The sequence below is a fragment of the Rhodococcus sp. NPDC019050 genome, assembly GCF_055664235.1.
The window spans coordinates 16713-31713 of record NZ_JBVOON010000013.1; the positions used below are offsets into that span (position 1 = coordinate 16713).

At 68.1% G+C, this 15001-nt stretch carries 17 protein-coding genes; 5 read left to right on the top strand and 12 right to left on the bottom strand.

The window, feature by feature from the left end; genetic code table 11:
- Window positions 1–12: 12 nt before the first annotated feature.
- A complete protein-coding gene (locus AC0B44_RS14395; protein ID WP_471903525.1) occupies window positions 13–1404 on the bottom strand; it encodes a glycine--tRNA ligase in 1392 nt (463 codons plus the stop codon).
- A 162-nt stretch (window positions 1405–1566) separates the two neighbouring features.
- Between AC0B44_RS14395 and AC0B44_RS14400 the strand changes: the two genes are divergently transcribed.
- Both AC0B44_RS14400 and AC0B44_RS14405 read left to right on the top strand, forming a co-directional pair.
- Window positions 1567–1923 carry an ArsR/SmtB family transcription factor gene (locus tag AC0B44_RS14400; RefSeq protein ID WP_471903526.1) on the top strand — a complete coding sequence of 119 codons (357 nt, stop codon included), beginning with the start codon at window positions 1567–1569 and terminating at the stop codon, window positions 1921–1923.
- Window positions 1920–2360 carry a Fur family transcriptional regulator gene (locus AC0B44_RS14405; RefSeq protein WP_471903527.1) on the top strand — a complete coding sequence of 147 codons (441 nt, stop codon included), beginning with the start codon at window positions 1920–1922 and terminating at the stop codon, window positions 2358–2360. The genes AC0B44_RS14400 and AC0B44_RS14405 overlap by 4 nt, the downstream gene beginning before the upstream one ends.
- Window position 2361: 1 nt before the next feature.
- On the opposite strand, the gene AC0B44_RS14410 is transcribed toward AC0B44_RS14405, so the two are convergent.
- Genes AC0B44_RS14410 through recO form a run of 4 tightly spaced genes read right to left on the bottom strand, consistent with a single transcriptional unit; the run spans window position 2362 to window position 4880 of the window.
- Window positions 2362–2883 (bottom strand): T3SS (YopN, CesT) and YbjN peptide-binding chaperone 1, encoded by a 522-nt coding sequence (locus AC0B44_RS14410; RefSeq protein WP_471903528.1) that lies wholly within the window; start codon window positions 2881–2883, stop codon window positions 2362–2364.
- Complete coding sequence (locus tag AC0B44_RS14415; RefSeq protein ID WP_471903529.1) at window positions 2880–3305, bottom strand: hypothetical protein; 426 nt, start codon at window positions 3303–3305, stop codon at window positions 2880–2882. Before AC0B44_RS14415 ends, AC0B44_RS14410 begins: the two co-directional genes overlap by 4 nt.
- Window positions 3302–4108: an isoprenyl transferase gene (locus AC0B44_RS14420; protein ID WP_471903530.1), complete on the bottom strand. Its 807-nt coding sequence runs from the start codon at window positions 4106–4108 to the stop codon at window positions 3302–3304. Before AC0B44_RS14420 ends, AC0B44_RS14415 begins: the two co-directional genes overlap by 4 nt.
- Window positions 4065–4880, bottom strand: coding sequence for a DNA repair protein RecO (recO, locus tag AC0B44_RS14425; protein WP_471903531.1), 816 nt, complete (start codon window positions 4878–4880; stop codon window positions 4065–4067). Before recO ends, AC0B44_RS14420 begins: the two co-directional genes overlap by 44 nt.
- Window positions 4881–5002: 122 nt before the next feature.
- Between recO and AC0B44_RS14430 the strand changes: the two genes are divergently transcribed.
- Window positions 5003–6412, top strand: a complete 1410-nt coding sequence (locus AC0B44_RS14430) for an amidase (protein ID WP_471903532.1) — start codon at window positions 5003–5005, stop codon at window positions 6410–6412.
- Complete coding sequence (locus AC0B44_RS14435; RefSeq protein WP_471903634.1) at window positions 6409–6984, top strand: TetR/AcrR family transcriptional regulator; 576 nt, start codon at window positions 6409–6411, stop codon at window positions 6982–6984. The genes AC0B44_RS14430 and AC0B44_RS14435 overlap by 4 nt, the downstream gene beginning before the upstream one ends.
- On the opposite strand, the gene era is transcribed toward AC0B44_RS14435, so the two are convergent.
- The 5 genes from era to AC0B44_RS14460 all read right to left on the bottom strand — a co-directional run bounded on the left by era (window position 6981) and on the right by AC0B44_RS14460 (window position 11769).
- Window positions 6981–7898 (bottom strand): GTPase Era, encoded by a 918-nt coding sequence (era, locus tag AC0B44_RS14440; protein WP_471903533.1) that lies wholly within the window; start codon window positions 7896–7898, stop codon window positions 6981–6983. The genes AC0B44_RS14435 and era overlap by 4 nt on opposite strands.
- Window positions 7895–9208 (bottom strand): hemolysin family protein, encoded by a 1314-nt coding sequence (locus AC0B44_RS14445; protein WP_471903534.1) that lies wholly within the window; start codon window positions 9206–9208, stop codon window positions 7895–7897. The genes era and AC0B44_RS14445 overlap by 4 nt, the downstream gene beginning before the upstream one ends.
- A 73-nt stretch (window positions 9209–9281) precedes the next feature.
- Window positions 9282–9824, bottom strand: a complete 543-nt coding sequence (gene ybeY, locus AC0B44_RS14450; RefSeq protein ID WP_471903535.1) for an rRNA maturation RNase YbeY — start codon at window positions 9822–9824, stop codon at window positions 9282–9284.
- Window positions 9825–9933: 109 nt separating this feature from the next.
- Entirely contained in the window at window positions 9934–11001 is a 1068-nt protein-coding gene (locus tag AC0B44_RS14455) for a PhoH family protein (protein ID WP_471903536.1), read from the bottom strand.
- A 114-nt stretch (window positions 11002–11115) separates the two neighbouring features.
- Entirely contained in the window at window positions 11116–11769 is a 654-nt protein-coding gene (locus tag AC0B44_RS14460) for a TetR/AcrR family transcriptional regulator (protein WP_471903537.1), read from the bottom strand.
- A gap of 118 nt (window positions 11770–11887) precedes the next feature.
- Between AC0B44_RS14460 and AC0B44_RS14465 the strand changes: the two genes are divergently transcribed.
- Window positions 11888–13546, top strand: a complete 1659-nt coding sequence (locus AC0B44_RS14465) for an MFS transporter (protein WP_471903538.1) — start codon at window positions 11888–11890, stop codon at window positions 13544–13546.
- Here the strand turns inward: AC0B44_RS14465 and AC0B44_RS14470 are convergent.
- A complete protein-coding gene (locus tag AC0B44_RS14470) occupies window positions 13483–14232 on the bottom strand; it encodes an alpha/beta hydrolase family protein (protein ID WP_471903539.1) in 750 nt (249 codons plus the stop codon). The genes AC0B44_RS14465 and AC0B44_RS14470 overlap by 64 nt on opposite strands.
- Before the next feature lie 10 nt (window positions 14233–14242).
- The gene (locus AC0B44_RS14475) at window positions 14243–15001 is read right to left on the bottom strand and encodes a 16S rRNA (uracil(1498)-N(3))-methyltransferase (RefSeq protein WP_471903540.1); all 759 of its coding nucleotides are present in this window, start codon (window positions 14999–15001) and stop codon (window positions 14243–14245) included.

The following is a 15001-nucleotide window of genomic DNA, read 5'->3' on the forward strand; positions in this document are numbered from 1 at the left end:
CGGATCGACCGATCAGCAGCCGATCAGGCGCTGCGCGAGGTAACCCTCCACCTGATCGAGGCTCACGCGTTCCTGCGCCATCGAGTCGCGCTCGCGGATGGTCACCGCGTGATCTTCGAGGGTGTCGAAGTCGACGGTGATGCAGAACGGCGTGCCGATCTCGTCCTGGCGACGGTAGCGGCGGCCGATGGCGCCGGCGTCGTCGAACTCGATGTTCCAGTGCTGGCGCAACTGCGCGGCAAGATCCTTGGCCTTCGGGCTCAGATCGGCGTTGCGGCTCAGCGGCAGCACCGCGGCCTTCACGGGAGCGAGGCGGCGATCCAGACGCAGCACCGTGCGCTTGTCGACCCCGCCCTTGGCGTTGGGAGCCTCATCCTCGGTGTAGGCGTCGACGAGGAACGCCATGAGCGAACGGGTAAGTCCCGCTGCGGGTTCGATCACGTACGGGGTGTAACGCTCGTTCGTGGTCTGGTCGAAGAAGCTCAGGTCGGTGCCCGAGTGCTTCGAGTGGGTGGTCAGGTCGAAGTCGGTGCGGTTGGCGACGCCTTCGAGCTCACCCCACTCGCTGCCCTGGAAGTGGAAGCGGTACTCGATGTCGACGGTGCGCTTCGAGTAGTGCGAGAGCTTTTCCTGCGCATGCTCGTACAGGCGCAGGTTGTCCTTGTTGATGCCCAGGCCGGTGTACCAGTCCATCCGGTAGTCGATCCAGTACTGGTGCCACTCTTCGTCCTCGCCCGGCTTGACGAAGAATTCCATCTCCATCTGCTCGAACTCGCGGGTGCGGAAGATGAAGTTGCCGGGGGTGATCTCGTTGCGGAAGCTCTTGCCGATCTGGCCGATGCCGAACGGCGGCTTCTTGCGCGACGTGGTGAGCACGTTCGCGAAGTTCACGAAGATGCCCTGAGCGGTCTCCGGGCGCAGGTAGTGCAGGCCCTCGTCGCTCTCGATCGGACCCAGGTAGGTCTTGAGCATCATGTTGAAGTCGCGCGGCTCGGTCCACTGTCCCTTGGTGCCGCAGTCCGGGCACACGATCTCCGACATCTGGACGGCATCGGGGTCGTCGAGCTTGTGCTTCTCGGCGTACGCCTCCTGCAGGTGGTCCTGGCGGTGCCGCTTGTGACAGCTGAGGCACTCGACGAGCGGGTCGTTGAACACGCCGACGTGACCGGACGCGACCCACACCTGGCGCGGGAGAATCACCGACGAGTCGAGACCGACGACGTCGTCGCGGCTGGTGACCATGTTGCGCCACCACTGCTTCTTGATGTTCTCCTTGAGCTCGACGCCCAGCGGCCCGTAGTCCCAGGCCGACCTGGTGCCGCCGTAGATCTCACCACACGGGTAGACCAGTCCTCGGCGCTTGGCGAGGTTGGCGACGGTATCGATCTTGGATTTGGGTGCCACTCGGATTCTCTCCATCTTCGATGCGGGTTTTCGCAGCTTGCGTCAACTACCCAGCTTATCGCTCCCGGCCACGGCGACGAATTCCCGGCGGTTGACATGCACATCTGTGCATATCAAAATGGTATCGGTTTGCAATAGGCCCCCGACAGCCCGAGGAGTCCCGTGAGTGTCGACGCCGGTCACCACGAGTGCCCCACGGACGACGGAACACCGCACGCACCGGCCCACCCGCACCTCTCGCACGACACGCTCGTCGCCGCGGGGGAACTGCTCCGCGCACTCTCGGCGCCGGTCCGCATCGCCATCGTGCTGGAACTACGTGAATCCGCACGGTGCGTCCACGAACTCGTCGGCGCCCTCGGGGTGACCCAGCCACTCATCAGCCAGCATCTGCGCGTCCTCAAGACCGCAGGAGTGGTCCGCGGCGACCGCACCGGGCGCGAAGTTCTGTACCGCCTGGCCGACGACCACCTCGCCCACATCGTCGTCGACGCTGTCGCGCACGCTCAGGAAGGATGACGGCCGTAGTGACCTCCGCACGCAAACCCCTCGTGGGGGTGCGCTCTACCCGGCAACGTAGCGCGATCGTCGATCTGCTCGACAACACCGAAGAGTTCCGCTCCGCCCAGGACCTGCACGACGACTTGCGCAAGCGTGGCGAGGGTATCGGTCTCACGACCGTCTATCGCACCCTGCAGTCCCTCGCGGAGGCCGGCAGCGTGGACGTGCTGCGCACCGACTCCGGCGAATCACTGTTCCGTCGCTGTTCCTCGGGACACCACCACCACCTCGTGTGCCGCCGTTGCGGATTCACCGTGGAGGTCGACGGGCCCGAGGTCGAACGATGGTCGCACGAGGTGGCCGACGCGCACGGTTTCGAAGAGGTCAGTCACACCGTCGAGATCTTCGGCACGTGCCGCGACTGCGCCCTCGAGGGCGTGACCGGCAGCAGGTGACTCAGCCGCAGGTGCAGTCGCCGCACCCGCATCCCCCGCCGAGCAGGTTCTCTCCCACCACCGTGTCGGCCGGCTCGTCGAACACGCACGCGTCGCCACCGAGACGCGTTGCCAGCGCACGCACCTGCCCGGTCAGCGGAACAATCGCGCCCACCGCACGCAACAGATGCAGCGGCACGAGCGGGCATGCCCCGACGCGCTGCTCGGCGGTGACCCGGTCCTTGTGCAGGACGAATGTGAAGTCGGGGAACTCGAACTGCATGTCGGCGAGCACGTCGAGGGCTCGCGTCCGGTCGGCGATTTTCTCCGCGATGAAGGTCGTCAGGTGTACGACACCTGCCTCCGCGTCGACGCTCGCGAACGTCGGGACGTCTTCGATCCAGATCGGAACGTCACCGTCCTCGTCGGGTTCGGGCGCCTCGTCCATCGCCTGAGCCAGTGTCCGGACCACGAGGTCGCGCAGTTCGTCGTCGTCGGCGGTCGGGATCGCGAGGTCCCACCGCTCCTCGCCGGCGCCGGTCACGAGTCGCTCCCCGTGGCCGATGTGCCCGCGACCGTCTCCCGGGCTTCGGCGATGCCGTCGAGGACGAGCAGCAGCATGGTGGTGAGCGGAGTGTCGTCGAGACCGCCGGCGGGGAAGGAGTAGCGGACGATCACGTCCGCGAGGGACTCCCGGTCGATGAGGTGGATCGATCCGAACTGGAGAGCTTCGGCCGCCGATGCCACACGGGCACGCACCTCGTCGCCGAGCGGGAGATCCCACGCCAGCACGCCGGTGAGCGACACCACGTCGAGTCCCTCGGTGAGCGAGACCACCTGGAGTGCGAACGGGACTGCGCCGTAGTCGAATCCCAACGAACCGTCGCCGTTGTCCGCGGCGCCCGGGCTGCGCAACTGGACGAACGGCGTCAGGGCCGCGGAAATGCGGTCGCGCAGGGCGGTCATTTCACACCCCCGAACCGGCGATCACGGGAGGCGTACTCCACGCAGGCGGCCCACAGGTCGCGGCGGTCGAAGTCGGGGAACATCTTGTCCTGGAAGACCAGTTCCGCGTAGGCCGACTGCCACAGCAGGAAGTTCGACGTGCGCTGCTCGCCGGACGGCCGGAGGAACAGGTCGACGTCGGGCATGTCGGGTTCGTCGAGGTACCGCGCGATGGTCGCCTCCGTGATGCGCTCCGGGTCGAGTTCCCCGGCAGCCACCCGTCGCCCGATCTCCCGGGCCGCGTCGGCGATCTCGGCGCGGCCACCGTAGTTGACGCACATCGTGAGGGTCATCACGTCGTTGTCGCGGGTCAACTCCTCGGCCGCTTCGAGTTCTTTGATCACACTGCGCCACAACCGGGGACGACGCCCGGCCCACCGCACACGGACGCCCATCTCGTGCATCTCGTCGCGGCGGCGGCGGATCACGTCGCGATTGAAGCCCATGAGGAAGCGCACCTCGTCGGGGCTGCGCTTCCAGTTCTCGGTGGAGAACGCGTACGCCGACAACCACTTGACGCCCATCTCGATGCAGCCGCACACGGTGTCCATCAAGACTTCTTCGCCACGCTCGTGACCCGCGGTGCGGGGCAGTCCGCGCTCCTGCGCCCAGCGCCCGTTCCCGTCCATGACCAGCGCGACGTGCTGGGGAATCAGCTCGGGCTGGAGGATGGGAGGTGTGGCCCCCGACGGGTGGGGGTCGGGTGGCCGGATCGCGCGATCAGGCGATGGGTGTGGGGCGCGTCGTCGAATCACGGGTCCCATCCTGCCTGACGCCCGGATCGCCGCGATCGGCCCCGTGCGCACCGCCGCGTTCGACGAGCGGAAGCGATCGCAACTGACGCTCGAGATGCCATTGCAGGTGTGCTGCGACGAGCCCGCTGGCCTGGTTGCGCACTCCGGCCTCGACTGTTTCCGTTTCTGCCCATCGGCCGTGGACGAGCGCGTCGAGCAGCGCGAACACGGCGGGAGCGGGCGTCGCCGCACCGGGAGGACGGCAGTGCACACACACTGCTCCCCCGGCCGCGACGTGGAAGGCGGTGTGCGGGCCGGGACGGTCACACCGTGCGCAGCGGGTGATCGCGGGCGCCCATCCGGCATAGGCCATCGCGCGCAGGAGGTACGCGTCGAGGATCAGTTCGGGTGGGCGAGTGTGGTCGCACACCGCCCGGAGCGCCCCGACGGTCAGGGAGTGCAGACGCGGGGCCGGTGCCCGTTCTTCGCCGGCGAGCCGCTCCGCCGTCTCGAGGATGGCGCACGCGGTGGTGTAGCGGGAGTAGTCGTCGACGATCCCGACGGCGAACGCGTCGAGGGTCTGCACCTGGGTGACGATGTCGAGACTGCGGCCGGGGTGGAGTTGCACGTCGACGTGCGCGAACGGTTCGAGCCGGGCCCCGAACTTCGAGCGTGTCCGACGTACTCCCTTGGCGACGGCGCGGACGAGACCGTAGCGGCGGGTGAGCAGTGTGACGATGCGGTCGGCTTCGCCGAGCTTGTGCTGGCGCAGCACCACCGCGTTGTCCCGATACAACCTCACCAACCGAGTGTTTCACGACCCCACGACATGCGGCACGGCGCCGCGGGCAGGCCGTCCGGAAACCTCGACGGACGGAATGAGAACACGTTACTGTTCGTTCGAACGAACAGTAAGGGAGAACGATGAGCGCACCTGCCCGCCCCCGCGATCTCGCCGAGACCGCGAGCGCACTCGCGAACGGCACCGTCACCTCGTACGACCTCGTACGCAGCACTCTCGATCGCATCGACGCGGCGCAGCCATCGTTGAACGCCTTCCGCGTCGTCCGGCGCGAGCACGCCCTGGCGGAGGCACAGGAGGCAGACCGGCGCCTCGCCGCGGGGGAACGCCGCCCGCTGCTCGGAGTGCCCGTCGCGATCAAGGACGACACCGACATCGTGGGCGAGACCACGATGTTCGGGTGCGCGGGCACGTTCGACGTCAAGACACAGGACGCCGAGGTGGTGCGCCGACTACGCGCGGCCGGGGCGGTCGTCGTGGGCAAGACGCACTCCCCCGAACTCGGCCAGTGGCCACTCACCGGCGGCGATGCGTTCGGTCACACCCGCAGCGCGTGGTCGCGCGAGCACACGCCCGGAGGTTCGTCCGGAGGCAGCGCCGCCGCGGTCGCCGCGGGACTCGTCCCCGCAGCCCTGGGGTCCGACGGCGCCGGATCGGTGCGCATCCCCGCGTCGTGGTCGAACCTGGTGGGCATCAAACCGCAGCGCGGCCGCATCTCCATGTGGCCCGACGTCGAAGCCTTCGAGGGGCTGACCACGCACGGCACCCTGGCCCGGACGGTCGCCGACGCCGCACTCCTGCTCGACGTCGTCGCCGGCAACCACCCCGGCGACCTGCACGCACGACCGCCGTTGACGGTGTCCGACGCGGTGGGACGCGACCCCGGCAGACTCAGGATCGCGCTGTCGTTGAAGCTTCCGTTCACGGCGACCCCGAGACGGCTCGATCCGCGGGTCCGCATCCGCCTCGCCGCGCTCGCGGCCACCCTGCGCGACCTCGGCCACGACGTGACCCTCGCCGACCCCGACTACGGGATCCTGTTCGGATTGAACTTCCTGCCCCGCTCGATGTCGGGCATCGAGAACTGGCTGCACCGCTTACCCGATCCGGCACTGGCCGATGTGCGTACCCGCGCCAACGCTCGCACCGGGCGGATGCTGCACGGCGCACCCCTGCGCTCGGCGCGCCGTGCGGAGCCTCGGCTTCGGCAGCGGGTCGGGCGAATCTTCGACCGTTTCGACGTCGTCCTGACTCCGACAACGGCGACGCCACCGCTCCCCGTCGAGGCGATCGACGGCATCGGCGGGTGGGCAACCGACAAGGTCATCACTGCGGCCTGCCCGTACGCGTGGCCGTGGAACGTGCTGGGCTGGCCCGGAATCAGCGTCCCGGCAGGGTTCACCGACGAGGGGCTTCCCGTCGGCGCCCAGTTACTCGGACCGGAGGATTCCGAACCCCTGCTGGTGTCCTTGGCCGCCCAACTCGAAGCGGTTCTGCGCTGGCACGAGGAGATTCCGGAACAGTGGTGGTGAGCGTGTCCGCCCCCGTTCGGTCACGCATCATCGACGCGACACTCCATCTCGTCGGAACCGGCGGGGTCGCGGGAGTGACGAACCGCCGCATCGCATCCCGCGCGCAGGTGTCGCTGGGCTCGATCACCTACCACTTCCCCACCCAGGACGACCTGCTGCGTGCCGCACTGACACACTTCGCGACCGAGGAGACAACGCGGCTGCGAGAGATCGCAGAATCTTTTCGCGGACAAGGACTCTCGGTTCAGGACGCGGCCACACTGACCGAGCAGGTGGCCGAGAGTCTCGCCTTCTCCGCAGAACGGATCGCACCGTTCGAGTTGTACGTCCAGGCCGGACGCGACCCGAATCTGCGCGCCGCCGCCGACGAGTGCTGGCGCGCCTACGACGCGCTGACCCTCACCATCCTGACCGAGCTCGGCATCCCGGATGCCGGAGCGCTCACTCCCACGCTCGTCGCGACCATCGCGGGCATGCAGCTTCGGCGTCTGTCGACGGGCGGGGACGCCGACCTGGCCGGTGCGGTATTGCTCCTGCTCCGGCAGTCCGGCACACCCGGGCTCCGGGACTAGAACCCGAGGCGGCCCAACTGTTTCGGGTCGCGCTGCCAGTCCTTGGCAACCTTGACGTGGAGGTCGAGGTAGACCTTCACTCCGAGCAGTTTCTCGATCTGGGTGCGGGCCGCGGTGCCCACCTCGCGGAGCCGGGCACCGCCCTTGCCGATCACGATGCCCTTCTGGCTCGGACGTTCGACGTAGAGGAAGGCGTGGACGTCGAGCATCGGTCCCTGCTTCTCCGTGCGCCCCTCCCGTTCGACGACCTCTTCGATCACGACGGCAAGCGAATGCGGTAGCTCGTCACCGAGGCCCTCGAGCGCGGCTTCGCGGATCAGTTCGGCCATGAGGGTTTCTTCGGGCTCGTCGGTGAGTTCACCGTCGGGATAGAACGCCGGGCCCTCTTCCATCTTCGACGCGAGCACGTCGACGAGGATCTCCACCTGCTCGCCGGAGGTCGCGGACACGGGGACCACGTCGGCGTTGTCGCCGAGCAGTTTCGACACCGCCAGCAACTGCGCGGCGACCTGCTGCTTGCCCACCTTGTCGATCTTGGTGACGATTCCGATCAACGGCGTCTTCGGTGCGACGTGCCGCACCTGCTCGAGGATCCACCGGTCACCGGGGCCGATCTTCTCGTCGGCCGGGAAACACATGCCGATGGCGTCGACTTCGGAATAGGTGTCGCGCACAAGGTCGTTGAGGCGCTGCCCGAGCAGGGTCCGTGGCCGGTGCAGACCGGGGGTGTCCACCACGATCAACTGCGCATGGTCCCGGTGGACGATGCCGCGAATCGTGTGCCGTGTCGTCTGCGGCCGCGACGACGTGATGGCGATCTTGCTGCCGACGAGCGCGTTCGTCAGCGTCGACTTTCCGGTGTTGGGCCGGCCGACGAAACAGACGAAGCCGGAACGGAAGTCGGGGTGGGTCATGCATGCTCCTCGGTGGTGTCCGTGCTGGTGTCGGTGCTCTCGGGTTCGGCCGCTCGCTGTACGAAGACGGTGCTCACTCGCACGCGTCCACGGACATCCGGGCCGCCCTCGCCCCGCAGTACCAGCCCGTGGGTGGTGACCTCGGATCCGGGCAGCGGGACGCGGCCCAGTTCGTAGCCGAGCAGACCACCGACGGTGTCGACCTCGTCGTCGTCGATCTCGATGTCGAACAGTTCCCCGAGATCTTCGACGGGCAGTCTCGGCGACACCCGGAAGGTGCCGTCACCGAGATCCTCGACGTCGGGAATCTCGGCGGTGTCGTACTCGTCGGCGATCTCACCGACGATCTCCTCGATGACGTCCTCGATGGTGACGAGTCCGGCGATGCCGCCGTATTCGTCGACGAGCACGGCCATGTGGTTGCGGTCGCGCTGCATGTCCGCGAGCAGGTCGTCGAGGCGCTTGGAGTCCGGGACGAAGACGGCCGGACGCATCACGTCGGCGACCGAGACGCTGTGACCGCCGTCGTTGGAGTAGTACGTCCTCTTGACCAGGTCCTTGAGGTAGACGACGCCGCGGATGTCGTCGACGTTCTCGCCGATCACGGGGATGCGCGAGTGACCGCTGCGGACGGCGAGCGAGGTCGCTTGACCGGCGGACTTGGTCTCTTCGATCCACACCATCTCGGGCCGGGGCACCATGATCTCGCGAGCGGTGGTGTCACCGAAATCGAAGACCGACTGGATCATCCGCCGCTCTTCGTCGGCCACCACGCCACGTGCCTGCGCGAGGTCGACGAGTTCGCGCAGTTCGATCTCGTTCGCGAACGGGCCGTTGCGGAATCCGCGGCCCGGGGTCACGGCGTTACCCACGAGGATGAGGACGCGGCTGACGGGGCCGAGCAGGACACCGAGCATCCGCAGCGGAACGGTGGCAGCCAGTGCGAGGGGATACGCGTGCTGCCGCCCGAGCGTGCGGGGGCCGACGCCGATCACGACGTAATCGACGATCACCATCACGGCGGCGGCGACGACCAGTGCCCACGTCCGGTCGAGCACGTCGAGCAACGCACCCGCGAGAACGACGGTCGCGGCGATCTCGCACAGGATGCGAAGGAGCACAGAAAGATTGACGTAGCGGGGCCTGTCGTCGAGGATGCCGAGCAGACGCTGCGCGCCGGCCCTGCCGTCCTTGGCGAGTTCCTCCACCCGCGCCGGTGAAACGGTGTTGAGTGCGGAGTCGAGTCCGGCGAACAAGCCGCCGAGGATGACGAGTACGACGGCGAGGACGACCAGGGTCAGCGTGCTCACGTGGTCCGACCTCCCCGGGCGTACTCGGTAACTCGTCGATGACGCCGGCGCGCGCCGGGTCTGCCGTCACCCGTCATGATTCGGGAGTGTCGACGAAACCGGCCTTGCCCAGCAGGTTCCGGTCGCGTTCCGCGAGGCGGGCCTGTTCTTCGGCGAGGCGAAGTTCCTCGTACCACTCGGTGAGGAGCTGGTTCTGCAGTGCGAACATCTCCTTCTCCTCGTCGGGTTCGGCGTGGTCGTAGCCGAGGAGGTGGAGCATGCCGTGCACGGTGAGCAGTGCGAGTTCGTGCGCGACGCCGTGACCGGCCTTCTCGGCCTGCTCGGCCGCGAACGGCGGGCACAGCACGATGTCGCCGAGCATCGCAGGTCCGGGCTCGGGTGCGTCGGGACGGCCGCCGGGCTCGAGTTCGTCCATGGGGAACGACATCACGTCGGTCGGACCGGGCAGGTCCATCCACCGCATGTGCAGGTCCGCCATGGTGTCGGAGTCGACGAGGACCATCGACAATTCGGCGGCGGGATGGACGTCCATCCGGGCGATCACGAAACGGGCTACGTCGAGAAGGTCTTCCTCGGAGACCTCCATCCCCGATTCGTTGGAAATCTCGATGCTCATGGGTGTCGATCCTTTTTCACTACGGCCTTGTGTACGACGAACTTGTGTAAGGCGAACTTCTGCACGGCGGACTTCTGCACCACGGACGGGACTGAGGGCTGCACGGCCGTCACCGGCGCGGCACCCGCTGTTGTGCCACGGCGCGCCGCTGGCCGCGGTTGCCCCCACAGGCACCGTCGTCCCGGATCGCTTCGTAACGCCCGTAGGCGTCGACGATGTCGGAGACGAGGCGGTGACGAACCACGTCGCTGCTGTCGAGCCGGGCGAAGTGGATGTCGTCGATACCTTCGAGAATCTCCGCCGCCGCTGCGAGACCCGACCGGGCACCACCGGGCAGGTCGATCTGGGTGACGTCGCCCGTCACGACTATCTTGGCACCGAATCCCAGACGGGTGAGGAACATCTTCATCTGCTCGGCGGTCGTGTTCTGCGCCTCGTCGAGAATGATGAACGCGTCGTTGAGGGTACGACCACGCATGTATGCCAGCGGCGCGACCTCGATCACCCCGGCTTGCATGAGCTTCGGGATGGCTTCGGGATCCATCATGTCGTGCAGCGCGTCGTGCAGGGGCCGCAGGTAGGGGTCGATCTTTTCGTGCAGGGTGCCCGGAAGGAACCCGAGCCGTTCCCCTGCTTCGACCGCCGGCCTGGTGAGGATGATGCGGTTGACCTGCTTGGTCTGGAGGGCCTGCACAGCCTTCGCCATCGCCAGGTACGTCTTGCCGGTGCCGGCCGGACCGATCCCGAACACGATGGTGTGCGAGTCGATCGCGTCGACGTAGCGCTTCTGGTTGAGCGTCTTCGGCCGGATCGTCTTGCCGCGACGGGACAGGATGTCGAGGCTGAGCACGTCCGCCGGGGACTCCGACAGCCCCTGTGTGAGCATGCCGACGGTGCGGCGGACCGCATCGGGGCCGAACGCCTGACCGCGGCGCACGATCGTCACGAGTTCGCCGAACACGCGTTCGGCGAGGGCGACGTCGGCAGCGGTGCCGGTCAGGGTGACGGTGTTGCCGCGCACATGGATATCCGCGGCCAGGGCACTTTCGAGGGCGATGAGGTTCTCGTCCGTTGCGCCGAGGAGAGGCGCAGCTACCTCCGGCGGAAGGTCCAGGCTGGACCGAATCGGGGCGGGTTCGATGATCTCGGGGTCGCGGGTGCGGTCTGGTTGACTCACGTGGACGGTACGGCCTGCTTTCCGTTCAGCTCCGGCACGACGGTCGTCGTGTCCGCACCAGTCTAGCGCCGCGCGTCGCCACCCTTCACGGCATTGATCTCGGTGCCGCGCGGGTCACCCTGCCGATCCTCGGCCTCCGCCGTGCTCGCCCACCCATCGACGCGCGTCCTTGAGTACGTCCCGCGACCGTTCGACGGGCACCCCTGCCAGCACGAGGACACCGAGCGCCATGCTCTCGCCGTCGTCGCGGACCAACCCGAAGTTGGCTTGTTCGAGCACCGACATGGTGAGCCCTTCCATCATCCCGACGAGCACCGCGGTGGGCAGGTAGGTGGGAAAACGGCCGGAGTCACGGCCCCGTTCGACGACGTCCACCGTCCGGGTCCGCACCGGGGCGACGAGTTCGGCGATGCGGTGGTCGCCCACTTCCTTCCGGGCGAACGACAACAGCATCCGGAAGCGGTCGCCGACCGGCCAGGTCCGCAGGGCCCCGACAGCCAGGGCGATCGCAGGATCGTCGGGTTCGGCGTGGTCGAGTGCGTCCGCGAGGGCTGCCGACGCCTCGTCGGACAGGCCGTCGACGAGGGCTTCGCGGTTGGGAAAGTGTGCGTAGACGGTCCGGCGCACCACGCCCGCGGCACGGGCGACGTCGTCCATGCTCGCGTCGGGGGCCGCGGCGAAGCACGTCATCGCGGCGTCGAGGATGCGCCCGCGGTTGGCGTTCGCTCGCGTCCGCGGCCGTCGGGCCGAATCCTCCACGCTGTTCATCCTCTTTCGTCGACTCCCACTGGCGTTTCCAGTCTAGTTGCACAGTCGTGTGCAAATAACTAAGTTGCACACGGTTGTGCAAATAGTGCGTCTCCACGACGCCGACGCAGGAGGAATCATGTCCGCACCCGTGGCCGGGACCGGCCCGACACCCGGAGCCGAGGCGCCCTACCGCCTGCGGTGGGCCGGTCTCGCCGTGCTGTGCCTGAGCCTGCTCATCGTGGTCATGGCCAACACGGCCCTGATCGTCGCGGCCCCGAGCATGCTGCGCGATCTGCAACTCACCAGCACCGACATGCAATGGGTAATCGACGGATACACCGTCCCTTACGCGGCGCTCATGCTGCTGTGCGGCGTTCTCGGCGACCGTTTCGGCCGGCGACGCGCATTGCTCGCCGGACTGGCGGTGTTCGCGGCGGGCGCGGTGTACGGCAGTCTCGCCGACTCCGCCGTCGACGTGATCGCCGCACGACTCGTCATGGGCGCCGGAGCGGCGGTCATCATGCCTGCGACGTTGTCGCTGCTGGTCGCCATGTTCCCGGCCCACGAACGCGCCCGCGCGATCGCCGCGTGGGCCGCAACCTCCGGACTCGCGATCGCTCTCGGTCCGATCCTGGCGGGCTGGCTCCTCGAGTCGCACGCGTGGGGTTCGACGTTCCTCATCAACGTTCCGATCGCTGCCGCAGCAGCGATCGCAGCCCTTGCCCTCGTGCCTGCCTCGCGCGCCGAGGGCCTCGACCGCACCGACTGGGTCGGCGGCGCCCTGTCGGTCGTCACGGTGGGCGGACTCGTCTACGCGATCATCGAAGGCGCCCACTTCGGCCTGCGCGACACCGTGCTCGCAGCGCTGGTCGCGGCGGCTCTCGCCGCGCCCGCCTTCGTGGCGTGGGAACTGCGGCATCCGCAACCGCTCCTGGATCTGCGACGGGTCGGCGACCGCACGGTCGGCGGCGCCACCCTCGCCGTACTGCTGCTCTTCTTTGCGACCTTCGCTGCGATCTACTTCGTCGCACAGCAATTCCAGTTCGTCTTCGGATACGGACCCCTCGAGACCGGGCTCCGACTGCTCCCCCTCGCCGTGGCGGTGTCGCTGGGCGCGGCACTGAGCAACCGGGTCGCGCCCCGCCTGGGCGCACGAGTCGCCGTCGGTGGTGGCATGGTCGTCGCCACCGCGGGCGTCCTGGCCTTGACGGTGTTCGATCCGGCGTCGGGTTACACCCCGTTCCTCGCCTCGTTGCTGCTGCTCGGGTTCGGGATCGGGATCGCCACACCACCCGCGACCGACCTGATCATGGGCGGATTCCCGGAGTCGGAACTCGGTGCCGCGGGCGGACTGAACGACACCGCCATCGAATCCGGCGGATCGCTGGGCATCGCATTGCTCGGATCCGTCCTCGCCACGTCGTACCACCGAGACATCTCGGGGTTCCTCGACGGCCTGCCGCTGAACCAGGTCACCGGTCCGATGGCCGAGCGCGCTGCCGAAGCGGTCCAGGCCGCCGGAGACTCCGTGGGCGGTGCGGCGATCGTCGCGGAGGAACTTGCGAAGAATCCGTTCACCTCGTCGTACACCCAGCCGCTTCTCGACGCGTCGGGATCGGCCTTCTCCCAAGCGATCTCGACCGGAAGTCTCGTCAGCGGCCTCATTCTCGCCGCCGGTGCCGCGCTGGTGATCGCGCTTCTGCCCCGCGAGGCCGAATCGGCCGAGACGGGTCAGGCCGTCAGCAACTCCTGCGACAACGCCCACGAACGGGATCTCTTGTCCAGAAAGGCGTAATGGTCCTCGCCTTCGACGATGTGCAGCGATACCTCGTCACCGGCGGCACGAGCGGCCTGCTCGTATCGTTTCGCGACGGACACAGGTACCTGGGCGTCGTCGCTGCCGTGCACGACGGCCACGGGCACACCGATCGGAAGACAGTGCATCGGTGACGCGGACCGATACAGGGCGGGATCGTCGTCGTAGGGCTTCCCCAAAAGGTCTTCGATGTAATCGATCCGGCGTCCGCGCTCCCCCGCCGACGCCAGGTCGAGTGCACCGGCCTGCGCGACGACCAGTTCCGGCCGCGGGGACACGGGCTGAGCAGCCAGCCACACGGCGAGTTGCCCACCGGCCGAGTGCCCGACGATCCGTACGCGATCGAGGTCCACGGTGACGCCGGACTTTTCGGCACAGTCGGCCACCTCATCGGGAATGGCTGCGTACGCGGCGAGGATGTCGGCGGACATCTCGGGCCAGCGTCCCCCGGCGCCGATCCTGCGGTACTCGACGTTCCACGCGACCACTCCGCGGCGGGCCAGATCCAGCGCGATCGGCGTGCCGAGATTGAGACCGTACCGGCCGCTCCAATACCCGCCGTGCACCACCATCACCACGGGCACGGGGTCGCCTCCTGCCTCGGGCAGGTAGAGATGGCCGAACTGTTCCGGTCCGGGGCCGTAGGGGATTTTCGTGCGGGACATGACGAAAACGCTAGTGCAGTGGTTGATCGTGCCAGCGGCCGGTGAGCACGCCGATGGCACCGAGCGCGACCGCCGCCGCCGTCGAGGTACGCAGGACCGTCGGGCCCAGCGACACCGCGACGGCGCCCGCCTCGACGAGCGCAGCGACTTCCGTGTCGTCGAGTCCGCCTTCGGGCCCGACCACCAGGATCACGTCGTCCGCCTGGCGCAGAGGCAGTTCCGCGAACGGCGTGGTCGCCGATTCGTGCAGAACGGCGACCACACCGCCGCGCGCGATCGTGTCGCGCACCCGGTCGAGGACACCTGCGGTGCGGTGCAGAGCCGCCACCGGAGGCACATGGGCGCGACGGGACTGCTTCGCTGCCGCCACCGCGACAGCCTGCCATCGCGCGACACCCTTGTCCGCCTTGGCATCCCACCGCGCGACACAGCGCGCCGACTGCCACGGCACGATCGCGTCGACGCCGGCTTCCGTCGCGAGTTCCACAGCGAGTTCCGAGCGGTCCGATTTCGGAAGTGCCTGGACGACGGTCACGGCCGGTCGCGGCGCGGGCACCGTGCGCCGCGCGCGCACAACCGCTTCGAGCCGGTCCTTCGCCGCCGCAGTGACCTCGACCTCGGCAACGCCGCCCCGCCCGTCGGAGAGCACCAGGGGCTCTCCGACGGCGACTCGGCGGACGGTCGCGGCGTGCCGACCCTCCTTGCCGTCGAGCACGGCGGTCTCACCGGGCTCGGGCAGCGGATCGAGGTAGAACAGCGTGGCGGCCAC

Coding starts and splice junctions, on each gene's coding strand:
- AC0B44_RS14405 (WP_471903527.1), top strand. CDS start 1,920: ATGACGGCCGTAGTGACCTCCGCACGCAAACCCCTCGTGGGGGTGCGC.
- AC0B44_RS14415 (WP_471903529.1), bottom strand. CDS start 3,305: ATGACCGCCCTGCGCGACCGCATTTCCGCGGCCCTGACGCCGTTCGTC.
- AC0B44_RS14420 (WP_471903530.1), bottom strand. CDS start 4,108: ATGGGACCCGTGATTCGACGACGCGCCCCACACCCATCGCCTGATCGC.
- AC0B44_RS14430 (WP_471903532.1), top strand. CDS start 5,003: ATGAGCGCACCTGCCCGCCCCCGCGATCTCGCCGAGACCGCGAGCGCA.
- era (WP_471903533.1), bottom strand. CDS start 7,898: ATGACCCACCCCGACTTCCGTTCCGGCTTCGTCTGTTTCGTCGGCCGG.
- ybeY (WP_471903535.1), bottom strand. CDS start 9,824: ATGAGCATCGAGATTTCCAACGAATCGGGGATGGAGGTCTCCGAGGAA.
- AC0B44_RS14460 (WP_471903537.1), bottom strand. CDS start 11,769: ATGAACAGCGTGGAGGATTCGGCCCGACGGCCGCGGACGCGAGCGAAC.
- AC0B44_RS14465 (WP_471903538.1), top strand. CDS start 11,888: ATGTCCGCACCCGTGGCCGGGACCGGCCCGACACCCGGAGCCGAGGCG.
- AC0B44_RS14470 (WP_471903539.1), bottom strand. CDS start 14,232: ATGTCCCGCACGAAAATCCCCTACGGCCCCGGACCGGAACAGTTCGGC.